The organism is Janthinobacterium sp. FW305-129 (genome assembly GCF_020858115.1).
Taxonomy (GTDB): domain Bacteria; phylum Pseudomonadota; class Gammaproteobacteria; order Burkholderiales; family Burkholderiaceae_D; genus Janthinobacterium.
Genome location: NZ_JACYMM010000003.1, coordinates 23,324 through 47,413, shown reverse-complemented (window position 1 = coordinate 47,413; position 24,090 = coordinate 23,324). Strand labels below are relative to the sequence as shown.

At 64.0% G+C, this 24,090-nt stretch carries 25 protein-coding genes; 5 read left to right on the top strand and 20 right to left on the bottom strand.

Features of this window, described 5'->3' with window-relative positions; translation table 11 throughout:
• Positions 1–2 precede the first annotated feature (2 nt).
• The 7 genes from IGS61_RS06565 to IGS61_RS06535 form a co-directional block, all read right to left on the bottom strand.
• Positions 3–1,247, bottom strand: coding sequence for an ABC transporter substrate-binding protein (locus IGS61_RS06565; protein ID WP_230538868.1), 1,245 nt, complete (start codon positions 1,245–1,247; stop codon positions 3–5).
• 17 nt (positions 1,248–1,264) lie between these two features.
• Entirely contained in the window at positions 1,265–2,071 is an 807-nt protein-coding gene (locus IGS61_RS06560; protein WP_230538867.1) for an ABC transporter ATP-binding protein, read from the bottom strand.
• Positions 2,068–3,147: an acyl-CoA dehydrogenase family protein gene (locus tag IGS61_RS06555; protein ID WP_230538866.1), complete on the bottom strand. Its 1,080-nt coding sequence runs from the start codon at positions 3,145–3,147 to the stop codon at positions 2,068–2,070. The genes IGS61_RS06560 and IGS61_RS06555 overlap by 4 nt, the downstream gene beginning before the upstream one ends.
• Position 3,148: 1 nt before the next feature.
• Complete coding sequence (locus IGS61_RS06550) at positions 3,149–3,703, bottom strand: carboxymuconolactone decarboxylase family protein (protein ID WP_230538865.1); 555 nt, start codon at positions 3,701–3,703, stop codon at positions 3,149–3,151.
• Between the two features lie 118 nt (positions 3,704–3,821).
• Positions 3,822–4,742: an AraC family transcriptional regulator gene (locus IGS61_RS06545; protein ID WP_230538864.1), complete on the bottom strand. Its 921-nt coding sequence runs from the start codon at positions 4,740–4,742 to the stop codon at positions 3,822–3,824.
• 87 nt (positions 4,743–4,829) lie between these two features.
• Entirely contained in the window at positions 4,830–5,669 is an 840-nt protein-coding gene (locus IGS61_RS06540; RefSeq protein ID WP_230538863.1) for a symmetrical bis(5'-nucleosyl)-tetraphosphatase, read from the bottom strand.
• A gap of 84 nt (positions 5,670–5,753) precedes the next feature.
• Positions 5,754–5,891 carry a hypothetical protein gene (locus IGS61_RS06535; RefSeq protein WP_230538862.1) on the bottom strand — a complete coding sequence of 46 codons (138 nt, stop codon included), beginning with the start codon at positions 5,889–5,891 and terminating at the stop codon, positions 5,754–5,756.
• Between the two features lie 176 nt (positions 5,892–6,067).
• Between IGS61_RS06535 and IGS61_RS06530 the strand changes: the two genes are divergently transcribed.
• From IGS61_RS06530 to waaA, 4 genes are all read left to right on the top strand, one after another.
• On the top strand, positions 6,068–6,376 hold the full coding sequence (locus IGS61_RS06530; RefSeq protein WP_230538861.1) for an H-NS histone family protein: 309 nt from the start codon (positions 6,068–6,070) through the stop codon (positions 6,374–6,376).
• Positions 6,377–6,476: 100 nt separating this feature from the next.
• Positions 6,477–7,859, top strand: a complete 1,383-nt coding sequence (locus tag IGS61_RS06525) for a phosphomannomutase/phosphoglucomutase (protein ID WP_230538860.1) — start codon at positions 6,477–6,479, stop codon at positions 7,857–7,859.
• A 4-nt stretch (positions 7,860–7,863) separates the two neighbouring features.
• Positions 7,864–8,886 (top strand): lipopolysaccharide heptosyltransferase I, encoded by a 1,023-nt coding sequence (gene waaC / locus IGS61_RS06520; RefSeq protein WP_230538859.1) that lies wholly within the window; start codon positions 7,864–7,866, stop codon positions 8,884–8,886.
• Between the two features lie 18 nt (positions 8,887–8,904).
• Positions 8,905–10,182: a lipid IV(A) 3-deoxy-D-manno-octulosonic acid transferase gene (waaA, locus tag IGS61_RS06515; protein ID WP_230538858.1), complete on the top strand. Its 1,278-nt coding sequence runs from the start codon at positions 8,905–8,907 to the stop codon at positions 10,180–10,182.
• A 45-nt stretch (positions 10,183–10,227) separates the two neighbouring features.
• Here the strand turns inward: waaA and IGS61_RS06510 are convergent, their stop codons facing one another.
• The 11 genes from IGS61_RS06510 to miaB all read right to left on the bottom strand — a co-directional run bounded on the left by IGS61_RS06510 (position 10,228) and on the right by miaB (position 21,643).
• Positions 10,228–11,148, bottom strand: coding sequence for a M48 family metallopeptidase (locus tag IGS61_RS06510; protein WP_230539253.1), 921 nt, complete (start codon positions 11,146–11,148; stop codon positions 10,228–10,230).
• A 44-nt stretch (positions 11,149–11,192) separates the two neighbouring features.
• Entirely contained in the window at positions 11,193–11,933 is a 741-nt protein-coding gene (locus IGS61_RS06505) for a lysophospholipid acyltransferase family protein (protein ID WP_034746739.1), read from the bottom strand.
• Positions 11,934–11,949: 16 nt separating this feature from the next.
• Positions 11,950–12,537 (bottom strand): D-glycero-beta-D-manno-heptose 1,7-bisphosphate 7-phosphatase, encoded by a 588-nt coding sequence (gmhB, locus tag IGS61_RS06500; RefSeq protein WP_230538857.1) that lies wholly within the window; start codon positions 12,535–12,537, stop codon positions 11,950–11,952.
• Positions 12,537–14,639, bottom strand: coding sequence for a glycine--tRNA ligase subunit beta (gene glyS / locus IGS61_RS06495; protein ID WP_230538856.1), 2,103 nt, complete (start codon positions 14,637–14,639; stop codon positions 12,537–12,539). The genes gmhB and glyS overlap by 1 nt, the downstream gene beginning before the upstream one ends.
• 37 nt (positions 14,640–14,676) lie before the next feature.
• Positions 14,677–15,591: a glycine--tRNA ligase subunit alpha gene (gene glyQ, locus IGS61_RS06490; protein ID WP_152257971.1), complete on the bottom strand. Its 915-nt coding sequence runs from the start codon at positions 15,589–15,591 to the stop codon at positions 14,677–14,679.
• A 146-nt stretch (positions 15,592–15,737) separates the two neighbouring features.
• On the bottom strand, positions 15,738–17,264 hold the full coding sequence (lnt, locus tag IGS61_RS06485) for an apolipoprotein N-acyltransferase (RefSeq protein WP_230538855.1): 1,527 nt from the start codon (positions 17,262–17,264) through the stop codon (positions 15,738–15,740).
• Between the two features lie 79 nt (positions 17,265–17,343).
• Entirely contained in the window at positions 17,344–18,222 is an 879-nt protein-coding gene (locus tag IGS61_RS06480; protein ID WP_034746750.1) for an HlyC/CorC family transporter, read from the bottom strand.
• A 117-nt stretch (positions 18,223–18,339) separates the two neighbouring features.
• Positions 18,340–18,762, bottom strand: a complete 423-nt coding sequence (locus IGS61_RS06475; RefSeq protein WP_230538854.1) for a DUF4259 domain-containing protein — start codon at positions 18,760–18,762, stop codon at positions 18,340–18,342.
• Positions 18,763–18,766: 4 nt separating this feature from the next.
• Positions 18,767–19,231, bottom strand: coding sequence for an rRNA maturation RNase YbeY (gene ybeY, locus IGS61_RS06470; RefSeq protein WP_230538853.1), 465 nt, complete (start codon positions 19,229–19,231; stop codon positions 18,767–18,769).
• The gene (locus tag IGS61_RS06465; protein ID WP_230538852.1) at positions 19,215–20,279 is read right to left on the bottom strand and encodes a PhoH family protein; all 1,065 of its coding nucleotides are present in this window, start codon (positions 20,277–20,279) and stop codon (positions 19,215–19,217) included. Before IGS61_RS06465 ends, ybeY begins: the two co-directional genes overlap by 17 nt.
• Entirely contained in the window at positions 20,276–21,643 is a 1,368-nt protein-coding gene (gene miaB / locus IGS61_RS06460) for a tRNA (N6-isopentenyl adenosine(37)-C2)-methylthiotransferase MiaB (protein WP_230538851.1), read from the bottom strand. Before miaB ends, IGS61_RS06465 begins: the two co-directional genes overlap by 4 nt.
• 675 nt (positions 21,644–22,318) lie before the next feature.
• On the opposite strand from miaB, the gene IGS61_RS06455 reads away from it, so the two are divergent.
• Positions 22,319–22,645 (top strand): hypothetical protein, encoded by a 327-nt coding sequence (locus IGS61_RS06455; protein ID WP_034746769.1) that lies wholly within the window; start codon positions 22,319–22,321, stop codon positions 22,643–22,645.
• Between the two features lie 149 nt (positions 22,646–22,794).
• Here IGS61_RS06455 and IGS61_RS06450 read toward each other — a convergent pair whose 3' ends face one another.
• Both IGS61_RS06450 and IGS61_RS06445 read right to left on the bottom strand, forming a co-directional pair.
• On the bottom strand, positions 22,795–23,640 hold the full coding sequence (locus IGS61_RS06450; protein ID WP_230538850.1) for an HDOD domain-containing protein: 846 nt from the start codon (positions 23,638–23,640) through the stop codon (positions 22,795–22,797).
• Entirely contained in the window at positions 23,637–23,975 is a 339-nt protein-coding gene (locus IGS61_RS06445; RefSeq protein ID WP_230538849.1) for a hypothetical protein, read from the bottom strand. Before IGS61_RS06445 ends, IGS61_RS06450 begins: the two co-directional genes overlap by 4 nt.
• Positions 23,976–24,090 lie beyond the last annotated feature (115 nt).

Genomic DNA, 24,090 nt, shown 5'->3' with positions numbered 1-24,090 from the left:
CGTCAGACCGCCACGGTTTCGCTGCGCAGCAGGTTGGCCGGCAAGCCGAAGGCGGCCGGGCCGCCGACTGCCGTGATGGCCTTGCGCACGAAGCGGTCATCGACCAGGTCGCGCGCGGCGAACTTCGGATCGAGGTTGGCCAGGAAGCGCGTATCGCCTTCGACCTTGGTGCGGCCGATGGCGCGCACCAGTTCTTCCGTGTACGAGGCGAACGGGTACGGCTGGAAGTCGATGCGGCGCTGCTGCCAGTTCTTGTGCACGATCAGGCCCTGCTTTTCATAGCCGGCGTAATCGGTGGTGGCCAGCACCTTGGTCAGTACTTGCAGCGGATGCGGCGTGTAGCGGTGCTCGCCCACGTTCGACAGCAGCTTGGCCGTGTCGACCTGGTTCGAACGCGTCCACAGCTGCGCCTTGACGATGGCGTTGGTGACCTTTTGTGCCCATTCGGGACGCGTGTTGATGTCGCGCTCGGACAGGAAGGTGACGCAGCACGCATGGTTTTTCCACACGTCGCCCGAGAAGCGCAGGATCTTGCCGATGCCGGCGTTTTCCGCCGCCGCATTGAACGGTTCGGCCACGATGTAGCCGGCGATGGACTTGCTGGCCAGCGCGGACACCATTTCAGCCGGCGCCAGCACGATCAGGTTGACTTCATTCGGTTTGATGGCCGCGTTGCGCGCGCGCGTGACGGGCGTCAGGCCATTCGAGGACAGGATTTGCTGCAGCAGGATGTTGTGGATCGAGTACCAGAAGGGGATGGCGACCGTGCGCCCGCCCAGGTCGGAAACCTTGTTGATCTCGTTGGCCACCGTCAGCGCGGAGCCGTTGACGTGGTTCCAGGCGACGACCTTGGCCGGGAACTTGGCGCCGTAGCGCACCCACAGGGTAGCCGGCGACAGCAGGTGGATAACGTTGACCTGGCCGGCGACGAAGGCTTCGATGATTTGCGCCCAGCTGCGGAACAGGCGCGGCGTTTCCGCCTGCAAGCCTTCCGCTTCGAACAGCTTGCGGGCGTGGGCGACGAGCAGGGGGGTGGCGTCCGTGATGGGCAGGTAGCCGATCTTGACGGGCTGGTCGTCGCCTTTCGGGCCTTGCTGGGCCATGGCGTCGCCGGCGAACAGCAGGGGCGAGGCGACGCTGGCCGTGGCCAGGGCCGACATGCGCAGGAAGTCGCGCCGCGTCAGGCCGCAGTCGCAATCGGACGAGGCGCAGATGTGCAGGGGTTTGTTTTGGTCTTCGAATGTCATGGGAAAGTTCCGGTCGATTAATTGGGAGCAAAGGCGGGCGTTTGATCCTGCTTTTGCAGCGCCTGCAGGGCGTCGAGGATATCCATCTTGAGGGCGATGACGTCGGCGCTGTGGCCGATGCGCGGCTGGGCGATGGCGACGGGCCATTCGCGCACGATGTTGCCGGGCTTGCCGCCCATAAGCAGGATGCGGTCGGCCACCAGGATCGCTTCATCGATATCGTGCGTGACGAGCAGCACGGCCGTGTGCCAGCGGTGCACCACGTCGACCAGCAGCGACTGCATTTCGGCGCGCGTGATGGCGTCGAGGGCCGAAAACGGTTCGTCGGCGAACAGCAGTTCCGGTTCGCGTGCCAGCGCACGGGCCAGCGCCACGCGCTGCGCCATGCCGCCCGACAGCGCGGATGGATACAGCTTCTCGCGGCCCTTCAGTCCCACCGCTTCGATGGCCTGCGCCACGCGCGTCTGGTGCGCTTCACGTGTCAGCTGCGGCTGGTGCTTGAAGTCCAGGCCGAAGCCGGCGTTGCCCGTGACGTTCAGCCAGGGCAACAGGCTCGCCTGCTGGAACACGAGGGCGCTGCGCGGGTCCGGTTCGCGCATGGGCGCATCGAGGAATTGAATGGCGCCCGTCGATGGCGGCTGCAAGCCGGCCAGCACGCGCAGCAGGCTTGACTTGCCGCAGCCGCTGCCGCCCAGCAGGCAGACGATTTCGCGCTTGCGCACGCCCAGCGAGACGTGCTGGAACACGGGCGCCGTGCCCGCATAGGCGTAGCTCAGGTCCTGCGCCTGCAGCGCCCAGTCTTGCGTTTCCACTACTGCCGTCATGCCGGCGCTCCCGCTGCCGCCTGCTGGCTGTCGAACAGCTGCAGCGCCGCCTGTAACTGCGTCAGGCTGGGGGTGACGATGGGGATGAACGACGATTCCCTCCAGCGGCGGGCAAAGCCCTGCTGTTCGGCGTTCAGGTAGGCGCGCCCGCCCATGGCCTGCAGTTCCAGCATCAAGGCCTGTTGCAGCACGTCGGCCAGCTGTATGCGCAGGCGGAACATGGCCGGCGCCTCTTTCTTGAAACGGCCATCGTGCACGCCGGCCAGCAGGGTAGCGACAGCCGACTCCAGCGTCGCTTGCAGCGCTTCGATGCGCGGCGTGAGCGCGTTGCGCGAACCGGCCGAAATCTGCGTCGCTTTGGCCAGGCTGGCGCGTGCCAGGCCGATCGACAGGCCGCACTGCATGCCGAGGAAGGAAGGGCGTACCTGCGGCAGCCAGGCCGGTGCATTGTCGCTGATGATGTCCGCGGCGGGGATGTGCACCTGCGCCAGTTTGACGGAGGCCGTATTGCTGCCGCGCAGGGCGATCAGGTCCAGGTCGTCGCTGCGCTTGACGCCCGCCGTGCCGCTGTCGAAGGCGACGATGACGGGTGGCGCGCCGTCGTTGGGCGCCACGGCGGCTGCCGCGACAAAGCCCGCCTTGCGCAAGTTCGTTACCCAGGCCAGGCCGCCGTCGACCAGCAAGCCGTCGCCGTGGCGCGCGCCCGTGATTTGCAGCTGCTCGATGCCGGACAAGAATTTCATGGCGTTCGACAGGCCGCTGGCGCCCGCCTGCGTGCCTGCCAGCAGGCCGGGCAAGCGGCGCTCGGCCAGCGCGCGGTTTTCGCTTTGCAGCAGGAATTCGATGAAGCAGCGCTGGCCCCAGAAGACAAAGGCCGCCGTCACCGATTGTTCGGCTACCTTGGCGATGGCGTCGATGGCATCGCGCACGTCACCGCCCGCGCCGCCGTGCTCCTGCGGCACGCCGATGCCCAGCAGCTGGTCGCCGGCCAGCGTCGGTAATACGGTTTCAGCCAGGTCCGATGATTGGTCGAGCTGGTCGGCATGCATGTGCAGCCAGTGATTGAGATGCGCCATATCAGACGGCGCCAGGCAGGTAGGGCGTCAGTTGCGGATTGACGGGCGTGCCGGCCAGGCTGTTGGAGAAATTGCACAAGGTGGCCAGGCTGATGCCCAGTACCACTTCCAGCGCCTGCTGTTCCTTGTAGCCGGCGGCCAGGAAGGTTTGATATTCGGCGTCGCTGACGGCGCCGCGCGTGGCGATGACGGCCGTGGCGAAGGCGGCGACGGCATCGAGCTTCGCATCCCCTGTGGGCTGGCCGTACTGCAGGGCGCGCACCGTGTCGGGCGTCTGGCCCGCTTTTTTCAGCGAAATGGCGCTATGGCCGGCGATGCAGAAATCGCAGCCATGGATGCGCGCAGCCGTGATTTGCACCACTTCGCGTTCCATCAACGTCAGGCTGGCGCGCGCATTGATGCCGGAGACGGTCAGATAGGTTTCCAGTGCCAGCGGGGCATTGGCCAGCACGCCGATCAGGTTGGGCAGGAAGCCGTTGTTGGCGATGGCCTTTTCCACGAAGGGGCGGCTGTCGGCCGGGGCGGTATCGAGAGTGTGCAGCGTCAGACGGGACATGGGGTACCTTGCTAAGTTAGTAAGTCACCCGGGCATTATATCGGCCATGCCGTGCACGCAACAGACGTCAGCGTCGTCCTTTTGTGCTCGTTCGTCTGTGATTGTGTGATTCTTGATTTCAGCTGGCCAGTTGACGCTGGCGCTGGTCGCGCCGGTAGGCGCCCGGCTGCTCGCCCGTGACCCGCTTGAAGGCGCGTGTAAACGCGGCGTGCGAGCGGTAGCCCACCAGTTCGGCGGCGCGTTCGACGGAGACGCCGTCGTGCAGCCGGCGCGCCGCGATCTTCATGCGCAGCAGGAGCAGGAACTGGGCCGGCGAGTGGCCGCTGGCGCTGGCGAAATGCTTGCAGAAGCTGGCGCGCGACATGCACGCCGCCTTGGCCATGTTCTCGATCGACCAGTCGTCGGCAGGGGCGTCGAGCATGCGTTCGAGCAGCGGCGAAAATGCGGGCTGGTGCAGCAGCGACAGCAGGCCGGCCGCCACCTGCTCGCCCTGCGCCACGTGGCGGATCAGGTAAAAGAACAGCAGCTCGACCAGGCGCGCGATGAGCGGCGATGGTTGTTCCGGGTCGCCGCCCGCCTCCGCCAGGATCAGGTCGAACAGCGCGGCGGCGGCGCTGAAGGCGGGCGCGTCGCCGCGTATCAGCAGATACGGCGGAAACGAGTCGACGATCAGCGCGGAGAGGGCGCCGCGAAATTGAAAGAAGCCGCAGGCCAGCGCCGTCGCCGGGCCGTCCGTGGACGCCTGCAGCGGCAGCATGGCTTGCGCGCTCACCGCCTGCAGCGGATCGCTGTGGGGACTGAGGAAGTGCGGCAAGTCGCGCAGCAGGAAGACGCCATCGCGCGGGCCGAGCACAATCGGCGCGGCCCCGTCGAGGTGCAAATAGCAGTGGCCATCGAGCACCAGGTGGAAGCTGCCCAGTTCCCGGCCCGCCGTGGAAGCGCGCCAGCGGCCGCAGTACTGGCCCACATGCAGGACGGCGGTGTCGAGTTCCAGGCTGCCGAGCAGCCAGCGCGCCAGTCTGTCGGTATCAGGATGCATGGGATCGCAATGGCAAAAGCGCCATCATACGGGCCACGCGCGGCAAGACCAACGACCGATTTCGACTAAGCATATGCGCGATGCGGCTTAGCGCTTGCCGCCATGCTGCTGGAAGGCGGGACAGTCGACTTGCAGCAGCGAGCGGTCTTCCAGGCACACGGCCGACAGTTTTCCGCCCCACACGCAGCCGCTATCGAGGCCGATCAAGTGCTCGCGCAATTGCAGTCCCAGCGCCGACCAGTGGCCGAAGACGATGGTGTCGCCGGCGCTGCGCCGGCCCGGCACGTCGAACCATGGCAGCAGGCCGGAGCCAAGCGGCGGGCTACCGCTTTCCTTCATCTTGAAGTCCATCACGCCGTCCGGCGTGCAAAAGCGCAGCCGTGTCATGGCGTTGACGATGCAGCGCAGCCGGTCGGCGCCCTGCAGGTCGTCGCGCCAGGCGGCCGGTTCGTTGCCGTACATGGTGCGCAGGAACGCCACCCAGCCGTCGCTGCGCAGCATGGCGGACACTTCCCCGCTCAGGGATAGGGCCTGGGCCGCGCTCCATTGCGGCAGCAAGCCCGCATGCACGAGCACATGGCCGTCGTGTTCCAGTGCCAGTGGCCGCCGGCGCAGCCAGTCGAGCAACTCATCGCGGTCGGGCGCGTCGAGGATTTCGGCGAGGGTGTCGGACGCGTGCTCGGGCCGGATGCCGTTGGCCACGGCCAGAAAATGCAAGTCGTGGTTGCCCAGGACACTGTCGGCCAGGCCCTGCCGGGCCAGCGCGTGCACGTGGCGCAGGGTGGCCAGCGAGGCCGGGCCGCGGTTGATCAAGTCGCCCGCGAACAGCAGGCGGTACGGGCCTTTCGCCACCGCCTGTATCCGTTCGATCAATTCGACGGTTTGTGCATGGCAGCCTTGCAGATCGCCGATAAAATAAGTTTTCATATGTGCCGGGTAAAGTGAACTACGCGCATGCATTATAAGCATGCCTGCCCTTTGGCGTCGGGGGTATTCCTGGCAGGTGCCTGATTAGGCTTTTGCCAGCGGGAAGGAAAAGCGGATGCCGATTATGCTGCATGGGGATTTAATTGGACTTCTCCCGCTGTCATATATCGATACATAATCCGCCGGCCTGCCGCCCTGGCATGCCATTTCATCGATGTTCATGCATTTCCCCTGCGCGCTTCCGGCATATTCTTCATTTAATCTTAATGTTGGCCCGCTAAATAATCAGTGGGCCGTGATTCAATTGGCGACGGATTATGCAGCGGTGCGCAAATGTTTATGCAATGTAGTATATTCCACGTGATTTTATTATTTAAATTAATATAAAGGATGTACCAATGGATCTGTCGACGATGACGATGCAGGAATTGCGCAAGCTGGAAGATAATGTCAAACAGGAGTTGAACAGCCGCGAACGTGAAGATTTGAACAAGGCGCGCGAACAGATCATGGCCATCGCGCAGCAGGCGGGCATTCCGCTGAAACAACTGATACTCGATGGTTTGCACCCGCGCACGGGCAAGGTCGCGGTGCGCTACCGCCATCCTGACAATGCGGCCGAGCAATGGACAGGCCGTGGCCGCCAGCCGCTGTGGGTCAGGCAATGGGTGGAATCGGGCAAGTCCATCGATCTGCTGCGCGTATAATTCGGTATACTCTTGGCGCAGTGGCAAGCGGTCCGCCGCGCGCTGCACCTTGCCAGGCACCTTATTTAGCCCCTATTTATTCTTATATATCGCCCACACCATGCTTCCATTGTCCAGAACGATCTTCAAGGCCTACGATATTCGCGGCATCATCGCTAAAACCCTCGATGCCAGCGTGGCCCACAAGATCGGTCAGGCCTTTGGCCAGGCCGCCCTGGCCAAGGGCGAGCAGCGGGTCGTGATCGGCCGCGATGGCCGCCTGTCGGGACCTGAATTGACGGCGGCGCTGGCGCAGGGATTGCAAGCGGCAGGCGTCGACGTGATCGACCTGGGCGTGGTGGCCACGCCGATGGTCTACTTCGGCACGAATGTGCTCGACACGCGCTCCGGCATCATGGTCACGGGCAGCCACAATCCGCCCGACTACAACGGCTTCAAGATGGTGCTGGCCGGTGAAGCCATTCATGGCGAAGCGATCCAGGCGCTGTACCACAGCATCGTCGCGCACGACGGCAGTGCCAGCGCCAAGCAGGGCAGCTACGCCACGCATGATATCCGCGCCGCCTACCTGCAGCGCATCCTGGGCGACGTCAAGCTGGCGCGCCCGATCAAGATCGCCGTCGATTGCGGCAATGGCGTAGCCGGCGCCTTCGCGGGTGACCTGTTCCGCGGCATGGGCTGCGAAGTCATCGAATTGTTCTGCGACGTCGATGGCAATTTCCCGAACCACCATCCGGACCCTGCGCATCCGGAAAACCTGCAAGACCTGATCCGCTGCCTGGCCGAAACGGATGCCGAAATCGGCATCGCCTTCGACGGCGACGGCGACCGCCTGGGCGTGGTCACCAAGGATGGCCAGATCATCTACCCTGACCGCCAGATGATGCTGTTCGCAGCCGACGTGCTGACCCGCCATCCTGGCGCGCAAATCCTGTACGACGTGAAGTGCACGCGCCACCTGGCGCCGTGGATCAGCAAGCATGGCGGCGTGCCCCTGATGTACAAGACGGGCCACTCGCTGGTGAAAGCCAAGCTGCGCGAGACGGGTGCGCCGCTGGGCGGCGAAATGAGCGGCCATATCTTCTTCAAGGACCGCTGGTACGGTTTCGACGACGGCCTGTACTCGGCCGCGCGCCTGCTGGAAATCCTCACGCGCGAAGCCGATCCTTCTGCCTTGCTGAACTCCCTGCCGCAGTCCGACAGCACGCCGGAACTGCACCTGGAACTGAAGGAAGGCGAGAACGTCGCGCTGATGGACATGCTGCGCCGCGACGCCGTCTTCCCCGGCAATGAACAGATCATCACCATCGACGGCCTGCGCGTGGAATACGCGGACGGTTTCGGCCTGGCCCGTTCGTCGAACACCACGCCGGTGATCGTCATGCGCTTCGAAGCGGAAACGCCGGCAGCCCTGGCGCGCATCCAGGGACAGTTCAAGAGCGTGATCCTGGCCGCCAAGCCTGACGCCGTCCTGCCGTTCTGACAGCATGGCCGGTCAACCTAGCGCACAGGCGCCCTTGAAAATCCTGCTGGTGCGGGTATCTTCGCTGGGCGACGTGCTGCATAACCTGCCGATGGTGGCGGACATCGCCCGCCATTTCCCGAACGCGACCATCGACTGGGTGGTCGAGGAAGGCTACACCAGCCTGGTGCGCCTGAACCCGCGCGTGAACACCATCTTCCCGTTCGCGCTGCGGCGCTGGCGCAAGAGCCTGGGCAAGAAGGAGACGCGCGCGGAAATCGCCGCCTTCTTCCGCAGCCTGCGCCAGACGCGCTACGATTATGTGTTCGATACCCAGGGCTTGCTGAAGACGGGCATCATCATGGGCGCCGCGCGCCTGGCGCCGGGCGGACAGAAGGTCGGCCTGGCCAACGGCAGCGAAGGCTCCGGCTACGAAGGCATTTCGCGCCTGTTCCACACCAAAAGCATTCCGCTCGACCCGCGCACGCATGCGGTAGCGCGCGGCCGCCTGGTGGCTGCCGCCGCACTTGGCTACGCGGTCGACACGCTGGCCGATTTCGGCTTGCCGGAAGTCTCCGGCAGCGAGCCGCGCCCGGACTGGATGGGCGCGGTGCCCTACTGCGTGTATTTCCACGGCACCGCGCGCGACGCCAAGAAATGGGCACCGCAGAACTGGATCGCCCTGGGCCATGCGCTCGCGCCCATGCCGATTTTGCTGCCGTGGGGTTCGCCCAAGGAAAAGGCGGAAGCCGAACAACTGGCGGCCGGCCTGCCGAACGCCCGCGTGCTGCCGAAACTGTCGATGGGCGACGCCACCTTGCTGGCGCGCCACGCGGCGCTGGTGATCGGCGTCGACACGGGCCTGACGCATATCGCGGCCGCCTTTGTGCGTCCGACGGTGGAAATCTATGCCGATTCGCCGCTGTGGAAAACGGAAGGCAACTGGTCGCCGAAAATCATCAACCTGGGCGACAAGGGCGCGCCGCCCGGCGTGCCGGAAGTGCTGGCCGCGGCGCAGCGCCTGCTGGCCGACTATCCTCCCGCCTGACTTCAACATCAAACAATCATGCGACTTCTTTATACCCTTGCCTGGTGGCTGGCTTTGCCCCTGGTGCTGGCGCGGCTGTGGCTGCGCGGACGCCAGGAACCTGGCTACCGCCAGCACTGGGGCGAGCGCCTGGGGTTTTACGGCCGCCAGCCGGAACCCGCTGCGGACACCATCTGGCTGCACGCCGTCTCCGTCGGCGAGACGCGCGCGGCCGAGCCGCTGATCGATGCGCTGCTGGCGGCCTGGCCCGCATGCCGCATCGTCCTCACGCACATGACGCCGACGGGGCGCGCCACGGGCAAGGCGCTGTTCGCCAAGCACGGCGCGCGCCTGGTGCAAAGCTATCTGCCGTACGACACGGGCGCCATGCCGGCCCGTTTCATCCGCCATTTTGCGCCGCGCATCTGCATCCTGATGGAGACGGAAGTGTGGCCGAATCTGATCCACCAATGCAATCGCTACAAAGTGCCCGTGGTGCTGGCCAACGCGCGCCTGTCGCAGCGTTCGCTGGGCAAGGCGCAGCGCCTGGGTCAACTCATTGCCGACGCTGCGTGCGGCATCAGCCTGGTGGCGGCGCAGACGCAGGACGATGCCGATCGCGTGCGCCAGCTGGGCGTGCGGGACGTGGTCGTCACGGGCAGTATCAAGTTCGACGTCGTCGTGCCCGAGGCGGCCCTGGAGACAGGCGCCTGGCTGCGCGGCGCTATCGGCCGGCGCCCCGTCCTGCTGTGCGCCAGCACGCGCGAAGGAGAAGAGCAGCTGATCCTCGATGCGTATACCCGCGCCAGCTTCCCAGATGATGCGCTGCTGCTGATCGTGCCGCGCCACCCGCAGCGCTTTGACGAGGTGGAAAAACTGATTGCGGCGCATGGCCTGGCCGTGCAGCGCAGGTCCGGCCTGGCGCAGGACGATGTTGTGGCGGCGGGCACGCAGGTGCTGCTGGGCGATACCATGGGCGAGATGTTTGCGTATTACGCGGCATGCGATTGCGCCTTCGTCGGCGGCAGCCTGCTGCCGCTGGGCGGACAGAACCTGATCGAGCCGGCAGCGCTGGGCAAGCCCGTGCTGATCGGCCCGCACACCTTCAATTTTGCCCTGGTGACCGAGCAGGCGATTGCCGCCGGCGGCGCCGCGCTGGTGGCGGATGCCGACGCGCTGATGGCGCAGGCGGCGACCTTGCTGCAGGATCCGGCGCGTTTATCTTCCATGGGAGAGCGGGCGCTGGCGTTTGCCAACCAGCACCGGGGCGCCACGCCGCGCACCATCGCGGCCATCCAACCTTTATTGTTGGTTTAATTCCGGGGTCAGACCCCAGCTTTGCGCCGTTTGGTGGGAGTACCGTTAAAACAACACCGGCAGTTCTTGCGAGCGCTTCCTTAATGCCTGCTTGGCCCCGTCGTAATCGGGATAGATCGATTCCACGGTGGCCCAGAAGCGGGGGCTGTGGTTCATTTCCAGCAGGTGCGACAGCTCGTGCGCCACCACGTAGTCGATCAGCGGCAGGGCGAAGTGGATCAGGCGCCAGTTCAGGCGGATCTTGCGCTCGATGGTGCAGCTGCCCCAGCGCGTGCCGGCCGACGACAGCGACAGCGAATCGTAGCTTACGCCCAGCTTGTCCGCATACAGATCCAGGCGCGCCTCAAACAGCTGGCGCGCCTCGTGCTGGAACCAGCCCTTCACTTTTTCCTTCAACTGCTGCTCGCTGCCCGTGGGCGTGACCCACACGTGCAGCTCATTCGTCTCGCGCTGGAAGCTGGCGCGGTGGCGCGGCGCCTGGTGCAATCGCAAGGTGATCTCTCCGCCCAGATACGGCAGCACGGCGCCGTCGATCCAGGCCACGGGCGGGCGCTGCTGGCGCTGCACCTTGCGTTCGCCCCGTTCCTGCAGTTTCGAGACGATCCAGCCTTGCTTGGCGCGGATGGCGTTGTCGATTTCGGCCAGGGTGACGCGCTTGGGCGCCGTCACGCGCAAGCCGTTATCGTCGATCATGAAGCCGATGGAGCGGCGCGTGGAACGGCGCAGGGCGAATTCGACGAGGTGGCTGCCCAGTTGCAGCTGGCGCAGCGGCGGGCCATCGGCGGTGCGTGGCGGGGAAGGCAGGGGGGGCGGGGCAGGGCGAACGATGGGGGGCGCGGGCGCCACTACCGGTGGCGCCACGGGCGGCGCTGGCGGTGCCGTGGGGCGCACCGCCGGGGGCGTGCTGGTCGAGACGTCATGCGCGAACAAATCCAGTTGCTGGTCGCCGACCTTGATGGTCTTCATCTGCTGGCGCAGGGTCGGCTCCTGGATGACCGCGCTGATGCCGTCTAGCCAGCGTTGTAGGCGTGAGGCGAAATGACGCGCATTTCTGATTCTATCCAATTTTCCACCTGTTGCATCATGCTGTCCGGGGTTTGCCCTTCCGGCGAAATCGGTTTGCCTATCGAGACGGTGATCAGTCCCGGGCGTTTGAGGAATGACTGCTTGGGCCAGCACTCGCCTGAATTATGCGCAATCGGCACCACCACGGCGCCCGTCGCGATGGCCAGACGCGTGCCGCCGCTCTTGTACTTGCCCGCCTGGCCCACGGGAATGCGGGTGCCTTCAGGGAACATGATAATCCATTGGCCGTCGGCCAGGCGGCGCTTGCCATGCGCGACCACGCTCTTGAACGCATGTTTGCCCTGTTTGCGGTCGATGGGGATCATGCGCAGCAGCGCCATGGCCCAGCCGAAGAACGGGATGTACAAAATCTCCTTCTTGAACACGTACACGAGCGGGCGTGGCAGGCTGGGAAGCAAGAAGATGGTTTCCCAGGCCGACTGGTGCTTCGACAGCACGATGGCCGGCGCATCGGGGAAGTTCTCGGCCCCCTTGACTTCATAGCGGATGCCGCAAATGACCTTGGCACACCACAGGATAAACACGTTCCAGCGCGAAGTGACCCAATAGCGCTTGTTGTAGCTCAATGGCGCGGCAAAAAAGCACACGCAGGCCCAGACGATGGTGGCCACGATCATGATGATCATGAACAGCAGGGATCGCAGGAACAGGGAAATATTACGCAATGCGGTTCTCCGAAGATTAGATACTGAATGCCACTGTGGGCGCCGGTGCGGCTGGCGCCTTGAGCAGGTGGCCGACGACGGCGGCCAGGTCGGGGAAGACTTGGGTGCCAGGCGGCAGGCCACCCGTTTCGTTGGTTTTCTCGCCCTTGCCCGTCAGGACCAGGTAGGGCGCGCAGCCGCTGATGAAACCGGCCTGCAGGTCGCGCAGCGAATCGCCGACCGTGGGCACGCCTTTCAGGCTGGTGTTGTAGCGCTGCGAGATTTCATGGAACATGCCCGGTTTCGGCTTGCGGCAGTCGCAATTGTCCGCGCCCGCGTGCGGGCAAAAGAAGATGGCGTCGATATCGGCGCCCACCTGCTGCGCCAGGGTGTGCATCTTCTGGTGGATCGCGTTGAGCACCGTCATGTCGAAGTATTCGCGCGCGATGCCCGACTGGTTCGAGGCGACGACCACGCGATAGCCGGCCTGGTTCAGGCGGGCGATCGCTTCGAGCGAGCCGGGGATCGGCAGCCATTCGGCCGGCGACTTGATGAAGTCCGGCGAGTCATGATTAATGACGCCGTCGCGGTCGAGAATAATCAGTTTCAGCGCCGGAGTCCCCATTATGCCGCCAGCTTGGAAATGTCGGCCACGCGGTTCATCATGCCGTGCAGGGACGACAGCAGTGCCAGGCGGTTGTTGCGCAGGGCGACATCCTCGGCCATCACCATCACGTCGTTGAAGAAGCCATCGACGTCATCGCGCAGCTGCGCCAGGGTTTGCAGGGTGCTGGTGAAATCGCCCTTGGCGAAGGCCGCGTCGACTTCCGGCTGCACGCGCGAGACGGCGGCGGCGAGTTTTTTCTCCGCCTCGTCCTGCAGCAGCGCCACGTTCACGCCGCCGGCAGCGACCTGGCTCACGGCTTCCTCGTTCTTTTTCAGGATGTTCGTGATGCGCTTGTTGGCGGCCGCCAGCGAAGCGCTTTCCGGCAAGGCGGCAAACGCCTGCACGGCTTCCAGGCGCTGCACGATGTCGTCCAGGCGGTCGGGATTCTGCGCCACGACGGCTTCGATCTCGTTCGGCGAGAAACCGCGCTCGCGCAGGATGCCGCGCAGGCGGTCCAGCATGAAGGTGGTGACATCCGTGACCGGGTCCTTGAAGCCGGGCACCGCTGCGAACTGCGCGGCCGCATCGGCCAGCAAGCCCTGGATCGACAATGGCAGGCGTTTTTCCAGCAGCATGCGCAGCACGCCCAGGGCGTGGCGGCGCAGCGCGAACGGATCCTTGTCGCCCGTGGGCGCCAGGCCGATGGCCCAGATGCCGACCAGGGTTTCGAGCTTGTCGGCCAGAGCCACGGCGGTGCCGGTGGCGGTCGACGGCAGGCTGTCGCCGGCAAAGCGCGGCTGGTAGTGCTCGGAGGCGGCCAGCGCCACTTCTTCCGGCTCGCCGTCATGGCGCGCGTAATACGTGCCCATGATGCCTTGCAGTTCGGGGAATTCGCCCACCATGTCGGTCAGCAGATCGGCCTTGGCCAGCAGGGCGCCGCGTTCGGCCAGCGCCACGTCATATTGCAGCTTGGCGGCGATGGCGCCGGCCAGCGACTTGACGCGCTCTGTGCGGGCCGCTTGCGTGCCCAGCTTGTTGTGGTAGACGACGTTGGCCAGCAGCGGCAGGCGCGATGCCAGGGTCTTCTTCTTGTCTTGCTCGAAGAAGAACTTGGCGTCGGACAGGCGCGGGCGCACGACGCGCTCGTTGCCGCCGATGATGTGCTCGGGCGTGTTCGTCTCGATGTTCGAGACGATCAAAAAGCGCGAGCGCAGCTTGCCTTCGCTGTCGGTCAGGGCGAAGTATTTCTGGTTCGTCTGCATGGTGAGGATCAGGCATTCCTGCGGCACGGCCAGGAATTCTTCCTCGAAGTGGCATTCATACACGACCGGCCATTCGACCAGGGCCGTGACTTCATCGAGCAGCGCCTCTGGCATCAGTACCTGGTCGGCGCCGGCCTTGTCCAGCAGCTGGGCGCGGATGCGTTCCTTGCGTTCCTCGTTGCTGGCAATGACGCTGGCGTTGAGAATCAGCGACGGCGCATAGTTTTCCGCGTGCGCGATGGTGATCGGTTCGCCGTCGGTGAGGAAGCGGTGGCCCAGCGTGGTGCGGCCGGCGCTCAAGCCCAGCAGGGTCAGGGGCAGGATGTTGATGCCGTGCAGGGCGATCAGGCTGTGGGCCGGGCGCACGAATTGCACGGTGGTGCCGTCCGGGCGCTGGTAGCTCATCAGTTTTGGAATCGGCAGCTTGGCGCAGGACTCTGTCAAGGCGGCTTGCGCGCCCGTTTCCAGTTTGCTGCCGGGCGCCGTGTAGGTATAGAAGAAGCTTTCAGCCTTGCCGTCGGCGGCGCGTTCCAGCTCGGCCACCGTCAGATCGGGAAAACCCAGCGCGGCCAGTTTCTTGGCCAGCGGCGGCGTGCCGTTGCCGTTCGCGTCCAGCGCCACGGAGACGGGCAAGACTTTTTCGCGGATCGATTTATCGGGCGAGACTTCGCGCACGTTGGTGATGGAGACGGCCAGGCGGCGCGGCGAGGCGTAGCTGGTGGCGACGCTGTCGGCTTCCAGGAAGTCGCGCGATTTCAGGCCGTTGACGATGCCGGCCGTGAAGGCGGCGCCCAGTTTGGCCAGCGCTTTCGGCGGCAGTTCTTCGGTCAGCAGTTCGATGAGCAGTGTTTGGTTCATGGTGTTCTTGTCAGGTACGGCGGTGTAGAGGCTCGAATTAGGCGGCGGCTTGGTCTGCGGCGGGCAGCATCGGGAAACCGAGGCGCTCGCGCGAGTCGTAATACGCTTGCGCCACCAGGCGCGACAGGGTGCGCACGCGGCCGATGTAGGCGGCGCGTTCCGTCACCGAGATGGCGCCACGCGCATCGAGCATATTGAAGCTGTGCGAGGCCTTCATGATCTTTTCGTAGGCGGGCAGGGTCAGTTGCAGCTCGATCAAACGCTTCGCTTCCGCTTCGTAGTTGCCGAACTGTTCGAACAGCAGGTCCGTATTCGCGTGCTCGAAGTTGTAGGTCGATTGCTCCACCTCATTCTGGTGGAAGACGTCGCCGTAGGTCAGTTTTTTTGTGACTCCATTTTCTTCCCACTCGGTCCACACCAGGTCATACACGTTTTCCACGCCCTGCAGATACATGGCCAGGCGTTCGATGCCGTAGGTGATCTCGCCCAGCACGGGCTTGCAATCGAGGCCGCCCACTTGCTGGAAGTAGGTAAATTGGGTCACTTCCATGCCGTTCAGCCAGACTTCCCAGCCCAGGCCCCAGGCACCCAGGGTCGGGCTTTCCCAGTCGTCTTCGACGAAGCGCACGTCATTCTGCTTCAGGTCCAGGCCCAGCGCGGCCAGCGAACCCAGATACAGGTCGAGGATGTTTTCCGGCGCCGGCTTCAAGACCACCTGGTACTGGTAGTAGTGCTGCATGCGGTTCGGGTTTTCGCCATAGCGGCCATCTTTCGGGCGGCGCGACGGCTGCACATACGCGGCGCGCCAGGGTTCCGGGCCGATCGCGCGCAAGAAGGTGCCGGTGTGGAAGGTGCCGGCGCCGACTTCCATGTCGTAAGGCTGGAGCAGGGCGCAACCTTGCTTGTCCCAATAGGTTTGCAAGGTCAGGATAATTTGTTGAAATGTGAGCATCGTATGAGTTCGCCGCGCGGGAGGCTGCGCTTTGTTAAGGTTTGCTTGAAGCCCGCACGCTGCTAACAAGCGCGTCCGGGCCGGGGTTTTGCTAATTTTAGCGGTTTTTGCGGGCCCACTGTGACTCTTCGGGCAATATCGGCCGCTTATTGCTGCGCGGCGCGGCCACGGCGCGCGGCGCGCGACAGCAGGAAGGCCGTCAGCAGGGCCAGCGCGGCCAGGGCCAGCACCAGTTTATTGCCGTACAGAATGTATGGCGTCATGCCGCCCATGCCCTGCACCTTGGCCGCCAGCGTGGCTTGCTGTTCCGGCGGCAGCAGGCTTTGCACCACGCCCTTGCCGTCGATGACGGCCGTGGCGCCCGTGTTCGTCGAACGCAGCATGGGGCGGCCCGTTTCCAGGCTGCGCATCTGCGAAATCTGCAGATGCTGGGGGATGGCGATCGAGTCGCCGAACCAGGCCAGGTTCGAGATATTCAGCAGCACCGAGGCCGACTGCTTGCCTTGGCGGTGGGCGCTGGCCAGCTGTCCTGCGATTTCTTCGCCAAACAGATCTTCGTAGCAGATATTCGGCAGCACCAGCTGGTCGCGTACCTGCAGCGGGGCCTGCACCTCGGCACCACGGCCCATGTCGCCCAGCGGGATGGCCATCATGGCGACGAACCAGTGCAGGCCGGGCGGCACGAATTCGCCGAACGGCACCAGATGGTGCTTGCGGTACTGGTAGTAGGGACCGCCCGTGCCGTTGGGGGAAATCCCCAGGGCCGCATTGTAGAAGCGCTGTTGTTCGTCGAGCACGGGCATGCCGAGCAAAATCGTGCTGCCCGTCTGCTGCGAATACGTCGCCAGGCTATCCAGATAGCCGGGCGGCAGCTGGTGCGGCAGCACGGTGACGGCCGTTTCCGGCGTGGCGATCAGGTCGGCCGGCGCGCTGGTGATGGCGCGCTGGTACATCTGCAGGGCGCCCAGCACGAAGCCGGGGTCGAATTTCTGCTGTTGCGGCACGTTCCCCTGCAACAGGCGCACCGTGATGGGGCGCCCGACCGGATGGGTCCAGTTCACATATTGCAGGCCAACGCCGGCCGCGTACAGGGCGATGACGCCGCCCAGCGCGCTCCAGCGCGTGCGGTGCAGGGGGTGGACTAGCAGCAGCAGGGCGCCGGCGGACAGCGCCGCCAGCCAGCCCAGGCCATACGCGCCTACGATGGGGGCAAAGCCGCCCAGCGGGCTGGCATTGTGGGCGTAACCGGTAGCCAGCCACGGGAAACCCGTAAACAGCCAGCCGCGCGTCCATTCGAACAGGGTCCACATGGCCGGCAGCACCAGCAGGGTCATGGCGGGCAGGGACAGCACCCAGCGCTGGCGCAGCCAGGCGGCCGCGCCCATGGCCAGGGCCACGTAAATGGCCATCAAGAGGGCCAGCAGGGCCACGGCGATGGCCGCGATCGGCGCGGCCATGTCGCCATAGCGGTGCATCGAGATGTACAGCCAGTGCGTACCGGCCGCGCACCAGCCAAAGCCATAGGCCCAGCCGATCAGCGCGCCGGCCTTGACGTTCGCCGCGCGCAGTACCTGGTAGAACAGCACGCCCAGGCTGAGGATTTGCAAAGGCCAGTAGCCGAAAGGGGCGAACGCCAGCACGGCGACGGCGCCGGCAACAAAGGCAGTCAGCATGCGCGCCCACGTGCTGCGGGGCGGTTTGGCGGGGGCGTTGGGATCTAAGCGTCTGAAACGCATTTACAGCACGCGCATGTCAGAGTTCCAGTTCCGGCACGTTGGGCAGGCGCTCGACGAGCAGCACGTGCACCTGGCGCGCATCGGCGCGCAGCACCTCGAAACGCAGATTGCCCAGGTCGAAGATGTCGCCCTTGTGCGCCATGCGGCCCAGGTACTTCGAGACCAGGCCGCCGATGGTGTCGACGTCGTCGTCGACCAGGTGGCTGCCCACTTCTTCGTTGAACTGTTCGATCTCGGTCAGCGCCTTGACTCTCCAGCGGGGGCCGAACTGGCCTTCCTTGAGCGAGAGGATGTTGTCCTCGGCTTCGTCGAAGTCGTATTCGTCCTCGATGTCGCCGACGATCTGTTCCAGCACGTCTTCGATGGTGATCAGGCCGGCGACGCCGCTGTATTCATCGACGACGATGGCCATGTGATTGTGGTTGGCGCGGAAATCGCGCAGCAGCACATTCAGGCGTTTCGATTCGGGGATGAAGATGGCGGGGCGCAGCATGTCGCGCACGTCGAAAGTTTCTTCTGCGTAATAACGCAGCAAGTCTTTCGCCAGCAGGATGCCGATGACCTTGTCGCGCTCGCCTTCGATCGCGGGGAAGCGCGAGTGGGCGGTGGACAGGACTTCCGGCATCCATTCCTCGATCGGCTTGCTGATGTCGATGACATCCATTTGCGAGCGGGGAATCATGATGTCGCGCGCACAGAGATCCGACACCTGGAACACGCCTTCGATCATCGACAGGGCGTCGGCGTCGATCAGCTTGCGTTCATGCGCATCGTGTAGAACTTCGAGCAATTCTGCACGGTTCTCTGGCTCGGGGGAAATGAGTGCGGTCAGGCGTTCAAACAGTGACCGGTGGGGCTTGACGTCAGTTCTGACGCCACTAGGGTGCTCGGGCATAGGAGGCGTGAGCCGTTGTTGCGAAGGGATATAGGATACACCAAAAGTGGGAGAATACCGGATTTCCCCGCTTTTGATGTAAATTTAATACGTTGAAGTGCGCCGTTGCGCGATCTTTTACGCCGCTTCCGGGCCCAGCACGCGCGCGCGCAAGTGCGCCACGTCGGCTTGCCAGTCGGCGAAATGCTCGCTGTCCTGCCACAGCTGGTGCAGTTCCGAGGTCTCGGCGGCGATCTTGTCGAAGGCCAGGCGCGCCTTTTCCAGCAGCGGCGGCGTGACCTTCTTCTTGCAGGCGGCCACCCATTCATCCACCTCGGCCGTGGCCGGGTCGTCCTCGCCCGGCTTGCCCAGCAGGCGCGCGATCACTTCCAGCGCGGCCAGCGCCTCGGCGGCGAACGGCGCTTCGAGCTCCGCTTCCTGGCTGTCGATGACGTTGTCGAGCGTGGTCTCGACCAGTTCCAGGGTTTTATATTCGTGCAAGTCCTGCGCCCAGTCCATGGCGTAGTCGTTGCCGAAGGCGTCAAGTGCCCAGGTTCCCATGTGCTTACTCCTTGTACGGATCGGTAATGCCGAGTTTGGCGAGGATCTCCGTTTCCAGGCCCTCCATCTCGGCCGCTTCCTCGTCGTCCATGTGGTCGTAGCCTTGCGCATGCAGCACGCCGTGGACGATCAGGTGGGCCGTGTGCTCTTCCACGCTCTTCTTTTGCTCGGCCGCTTCCTTTTCCAGCACGTCCGTGCACAGGATGATGTCGGCGCGCGTCGGCTCGTCTTCGGCCAGCTCTTCGCCTTCGTTGTAGGCGAAGGTCAGCACGTTGGTGGCGTAATCCTTTTCGCGGTAATCGCGGTTCAAGGTACGGCCTTCCTCCGCGTCGACGAAGCGGATGGTGAATTCGGCCGGGGCGAACAGGGCCGCCTTGACCCAGCGGCGCACGTTCGGGCGCGTGATCAGGGTTGCCAGGCGGGCATCCGGGTATTGCACGGACAAGGACAGTTTATTTTTTTCGGACATTTTTGGCGGCAGCTGGTTTCAATAAGGGAAGTAACTGGGCGGCGTCGGCATTGGCCGCCTGCGCCGTTTCGTAGGCGTCGACGATGCGCGCGACGAGCGGATGGCGCACCACGTCGGTGCTGTTAAATTGCGTGAAGCCGATGCCGCGCACATCCTTGAGCACGTGCACGGCGTCGATCAGGCCGCTCGTCTGGCTCTTGTGCAGGTCGACTTGCGTCACGTCGCCCGTCACCACGGCCTTGCTGCCAAAGCCGATGCGCGTCAAAAACATCTTCATCTGTTCGACGGTGGTGTTTTGCGCTTCATCAAGGATGACAAACGCGTGGTTCAGGGTGCGCCCGCGCATGTAGGCCAGCGGGGCGATCTCGATCACCTGTTTTTCAAACAGTTTTTGCGTGCGGTCAAAGCCCAGCAAATCATACAGCGCATCGTAGAGGGGACGCAGGTAGGGGTCAACTTTTTGCGCCAGGTCGCCCGGCAGGAAGCCCAGGCGTTCGCCCGCTTCGACGGCGGGGCGCGTCAAGATGATGCGCTTGACGGCGTCGCGTTCGAGCGCATCGACGGCGCAGGCGACGGCCAGATAGGTTTTACCCGTGCCGGCCGGTCCCACGCCGAAGCTGATGTCGTGCTCGAGGATGTCGCGCAAGTAGGCGATCTGGTGCGGCGTGCGCCCGCGCAGGTCGGCGCGCCGCGTTTTCAGCACGGGGCTGGCGATGTCCGGCTCGACGAAGGTGCTGATGGGCGTATTGGCGTGGTGTTCCGAGGCGGCGGACAGGCCGGCGCGCTGTTCCACCAGGGCCAGCTGCACTTCTTCCAGCGGCACGACCTTGTTGGCGATGGCGTAGAACTGCTCGAGGATTTCCACGGCCCGTTCGGCATTGCTGCCGCCGACGATGAATTTCTCGCCGCGGCGGAAGATCGTCACGTCGAGGGCGGCGGAAATCTGGCGCAGGTTTTCATCGAGCGGTCCGCACAGGTGCGCCAGGCGCGTGTTGTCGAGCGGCTCGGGGATGAAGTAATGCGGCTGTATCGGGGCTTTGGTTTTCAACTGGCTCTTTTCAATGCGGGGGCGCTGGCGACGAGTTCGCCGCGCAGGGTGTAGGAATGGCTTTCGGTGATGCGCACGTCGACCAGCTGTCCGACCAGGTGCAAACCGTCCGGGCCGGCGTCGAAATTGACCACGCGGTTGTTTTCCGTGCGGCCTTGCAGTTCGCGGTCAATCGTGTCCTTCTTCGAGCGGCCTTCGACGAGGATGGTTTGCACGCTGCCGACCATGGCCAGGCTGTATTTGCGCGTGTTGGCGTCGATGGCCGCCTGCAGTTGCTGCAGCCGGGCCAGCTTGACGTCATGCGGCGTGTCGTCTTCCAGGCTGGCGGCCGGCGTGCCGGGGCGCTTGCTGAAGATGAAGCTGTAGCTGTTGTCGAAGCCGACGTCCGCGATCAGTTTCATCATGGCATCGAAGTCGGCCTGGGTTTCGCCGGGGAAACCGACGATGAAGTCCGAGGAAATGGCCATGTTCGGGCGCACGGCGCGGATGCGGCGGATGATGGACTTGTATTCGAGGCCCGTGTAGCCGCGCTTCATGGCGCCGAGCACCTTGTCGGAACCGTGCTGCGCCGGCAGGTACAGGTGGTCGACCAGTTGCGGAATCTTGGCGTAGGCGTCGATCAGGCGCTGCGTGAATTCCTTCGGGTGGCTGGTGACGAAGCGCATGCGCTCGATGCCGGGAATGTCGGCCACGTATTCGAGCAGCAGGGCGAAGTCGGCGATCTCGCCGCCTTCCATCGCGCCGCGGTAGGCGTTCACGTTTTGCCCCAGCAGGGTGATTTCCTTGACGCCCTGGGCGGCCAGGCCCGCCACTTCCGTCAGCACGTCCTCGAAGCGGCGCGACACTTCCTCGCCGCGCGTGTAGGGTACGACGCAGTAGCTGCAATATTTGCTGCAGCCTTCCATGATGGAAACAAACGCCGAAGCGCCTTCCACCTTGGCTGGCGGCATGTGGTCGAATTTTTCGATTTCCGGGAAGCTGATGTCCACTTGCGCATCGCCGCTGGCGCGGCGCAGCTCGATCATCTGCGGCAGGCGGTGCAGCGTTTGCGGGCCGAAGACCATGTCGACATACGGCGCGCGCTTGACGATGGCGTCGCCTTCCTGCGAGGCCACGCAGCCGCCGACGCCGATCAAGAGGTGCGGCTTGGCCAGTTTCAGCTCGCGCAGACGGCCCAGGTCGGAAAACACTTTTTCCTGCGCCTTTTCGCGCACGGAGCAAGTGTTGAGCAGGATCACATCGGCATCTTCCGGCGTGTCGGTGCGCACCAGGCCATCGGAGGCGCCCAGCACGTCGGCCATCTTGTCCGAGTCGTACTCGTTCATCTGGCAGCCGAAGGTTTTAATGAATACTTTTTTCTGCATGGAGTCGGATGCTTATCGGTAAATGTGGCGGCAAATAAGTGGGACAACTAAGTGTGGCGGCAAATCAGCTGGGCAGGGGGCTTGCGCCGTGCGCCGCTCGGGGCGGGAGACGGTGGATGACCGGCCGGGCGCCTCTGGCTGCCCGGTGGCAGGCTCGCTGCAAGTTCAGGCCATAGTTTAGCGTAAATCGCCGGGACGGGCCATGTCGTGCTGACCTTGCCGACAAGGTTGCGGTGTGAGCAAGGCGCCCGGAACGACGATGCTGCAAAGCATTTATTGCCGTACGACACCATTGATTTGTAACAAGTTGCTGCAAAGCCTTGTGTGCGCCCGCTGGCATCCTAATGTGTTGAAATAGCATCGTTGCCAAGCCAACCAGCAGTTTGATTGATATTTAACAATCAGGAAGTTTGCGCGAGGCGCAGATGCTGCGTGTTTGGACTAGTATATTGTCTTATATGCAATTCATTTCAACGGATTGCACGTGCTTTTACTCACGCGGCAAGCTGTGCATGTTGGCTGGGCGTGGCAGTGCGAGTCCTGTGCAGGCAGTGCGACAAGGAGGGACGGCGGAGGGGAGGCTGACACTGATGGAAGGCGTTTATTTAAACACTCTAAGCCAGCCTTAAGTTCGTATCGGCATTATTTTCTACATTCACCAGACGAGGAAAAATCATGGCACATCATGCATTAGCATCGCAAGAGAGTTACAACCCGAATCACCTGCTGGATATTCTGCTGAGCAAGATGCAGCTGAAAAACGACGCAGCCCTGTCGCGCCTGCTCGAAGTGGCGCCACCCGTCATCAGCAAGATCCGTCACCACCGCTTGCCGGTCGGCGCCTCGCTGCTGATCCGCATGCACGAAGTGACGGGCATGAGCATCCGCGACCTGCGCGACCTGATGGGCGACCGCCGCACCAAGTATCGTCTGTCCGACGCCCAGGGCCGTCCAAAAGCGGAAGACCGCGGCGATGCGCAAGAATCGAATTACGCGCACTGAGGTGGCGGTTGTACGCTGACTGTGCCGCTTGCGTAGCTGCTGGCGGCAACAGGCTGGCGTGGACCGGGCAAGGTGGAATGATGGCAGTACCCATAACGGCTTTCGCCCCCAGGCGAGGGCCGTTTGCGTTTGCGGCTTTGCCTGCCGAGTCAGTTTAACAAGGCCGTCGTGATTTCGTCGTAGCGCAGCTCCGTTTCGCGGAACAGTTGCAGATACGCATCTTCGCCCAGGCCCAGCGCATCCCAGGCGACGGGCGAGACGCGCGGCACCATGTCGTCGCCCGCCTGCGCCAGGTCGAGCGCGCAGACGACGGCATTGGCCACGTGGATCAGCGATGCCAGGAAGCCCGCCCCCGGCGTTTCCGGCTGCAGGTAGTTGGCCAGCGCCAGGCGCATGGTATCGGAAAAATTCCAGTGTTCGGCCAGTGCCACGCCCGCCTGCACGTGGTCCACGCCCAGCACCGTTTGCTCCGCTGCGAGCAGGCTGCAATCGTGCGCCGCCTGGTGCGCGATGACTTGCGCATACTGAGCGGGAAAACTGCTGACCAGCACCAGGCGGCCGATGTTGTGCAGCAAGCCGGCCGTGAACGCGTAATCCTGGTTGAAGCGGATCTGCCGCGCCAGCACCTTGGCGCAGGCGGCCGTCGCCACCGAATGGCGCCAGAAGGCCTTGTCGTCGAAGCCGGGGCAGCGTCCTTCCGGGAAGCAGCCCGTGATGGCGGCCGACGTGATCAGGCTGCGCGTGGTCTGGAAGCCCAGGTAAGTAATCGCCTGCTGGATGGTGGTGGCCTTCACTTGCAGGCCGTATTGCGACGAATTGGCCAGGCGCAGGGTCTTCGCGGTCAGCGCCTGGTCGTACGAGACTTTTTTCGCCAGCACGGAAATATCCACGTCTTCCTGGTCTATGCTGTTGAGTAATTCCATGACGACGGCGGGCAGCGAAGGCAAGTCATCGAGGTGGGCGACGATATCGTCGAGCGTCAACTGGGTGCTCATGCTGCCTCTCCCGTGCCCAGGCGGTAAGCCGTGACATAGCTGCGCAGCAAGGCGGTGGCCGCATCCTCGGGATTTTCCGGGTCCAGCTTGCGGAACAGGTAAGCCAGCCGTTCGCTGTCGGCCGCCTGCTGCACGGCGATTTCTTCCGGCGACGGGGGTGGTGCCTGGATCGGCAGCATGTCGATGTTGTGACGCGGCATCAGGGCTAGCATGTTTTCCGTCAATACCGCGCCTTGCGGCAACAGCACTTGTCCATGCGCATCGAGCAAGACATCCGACAAGACCATGCCGGGACGAACTTGTTCCAAGGGTAGATGTTGATGCGTGACCGCCATGACGACTCCTTAGATGATTGCGGGATATTACCATTGCCATCACGCAATGTCTCAACCTGCATCAAAGTCCCTATCGAAAGTGGGGATGCTGTAAATCTTGCCAATAAGCATGTCA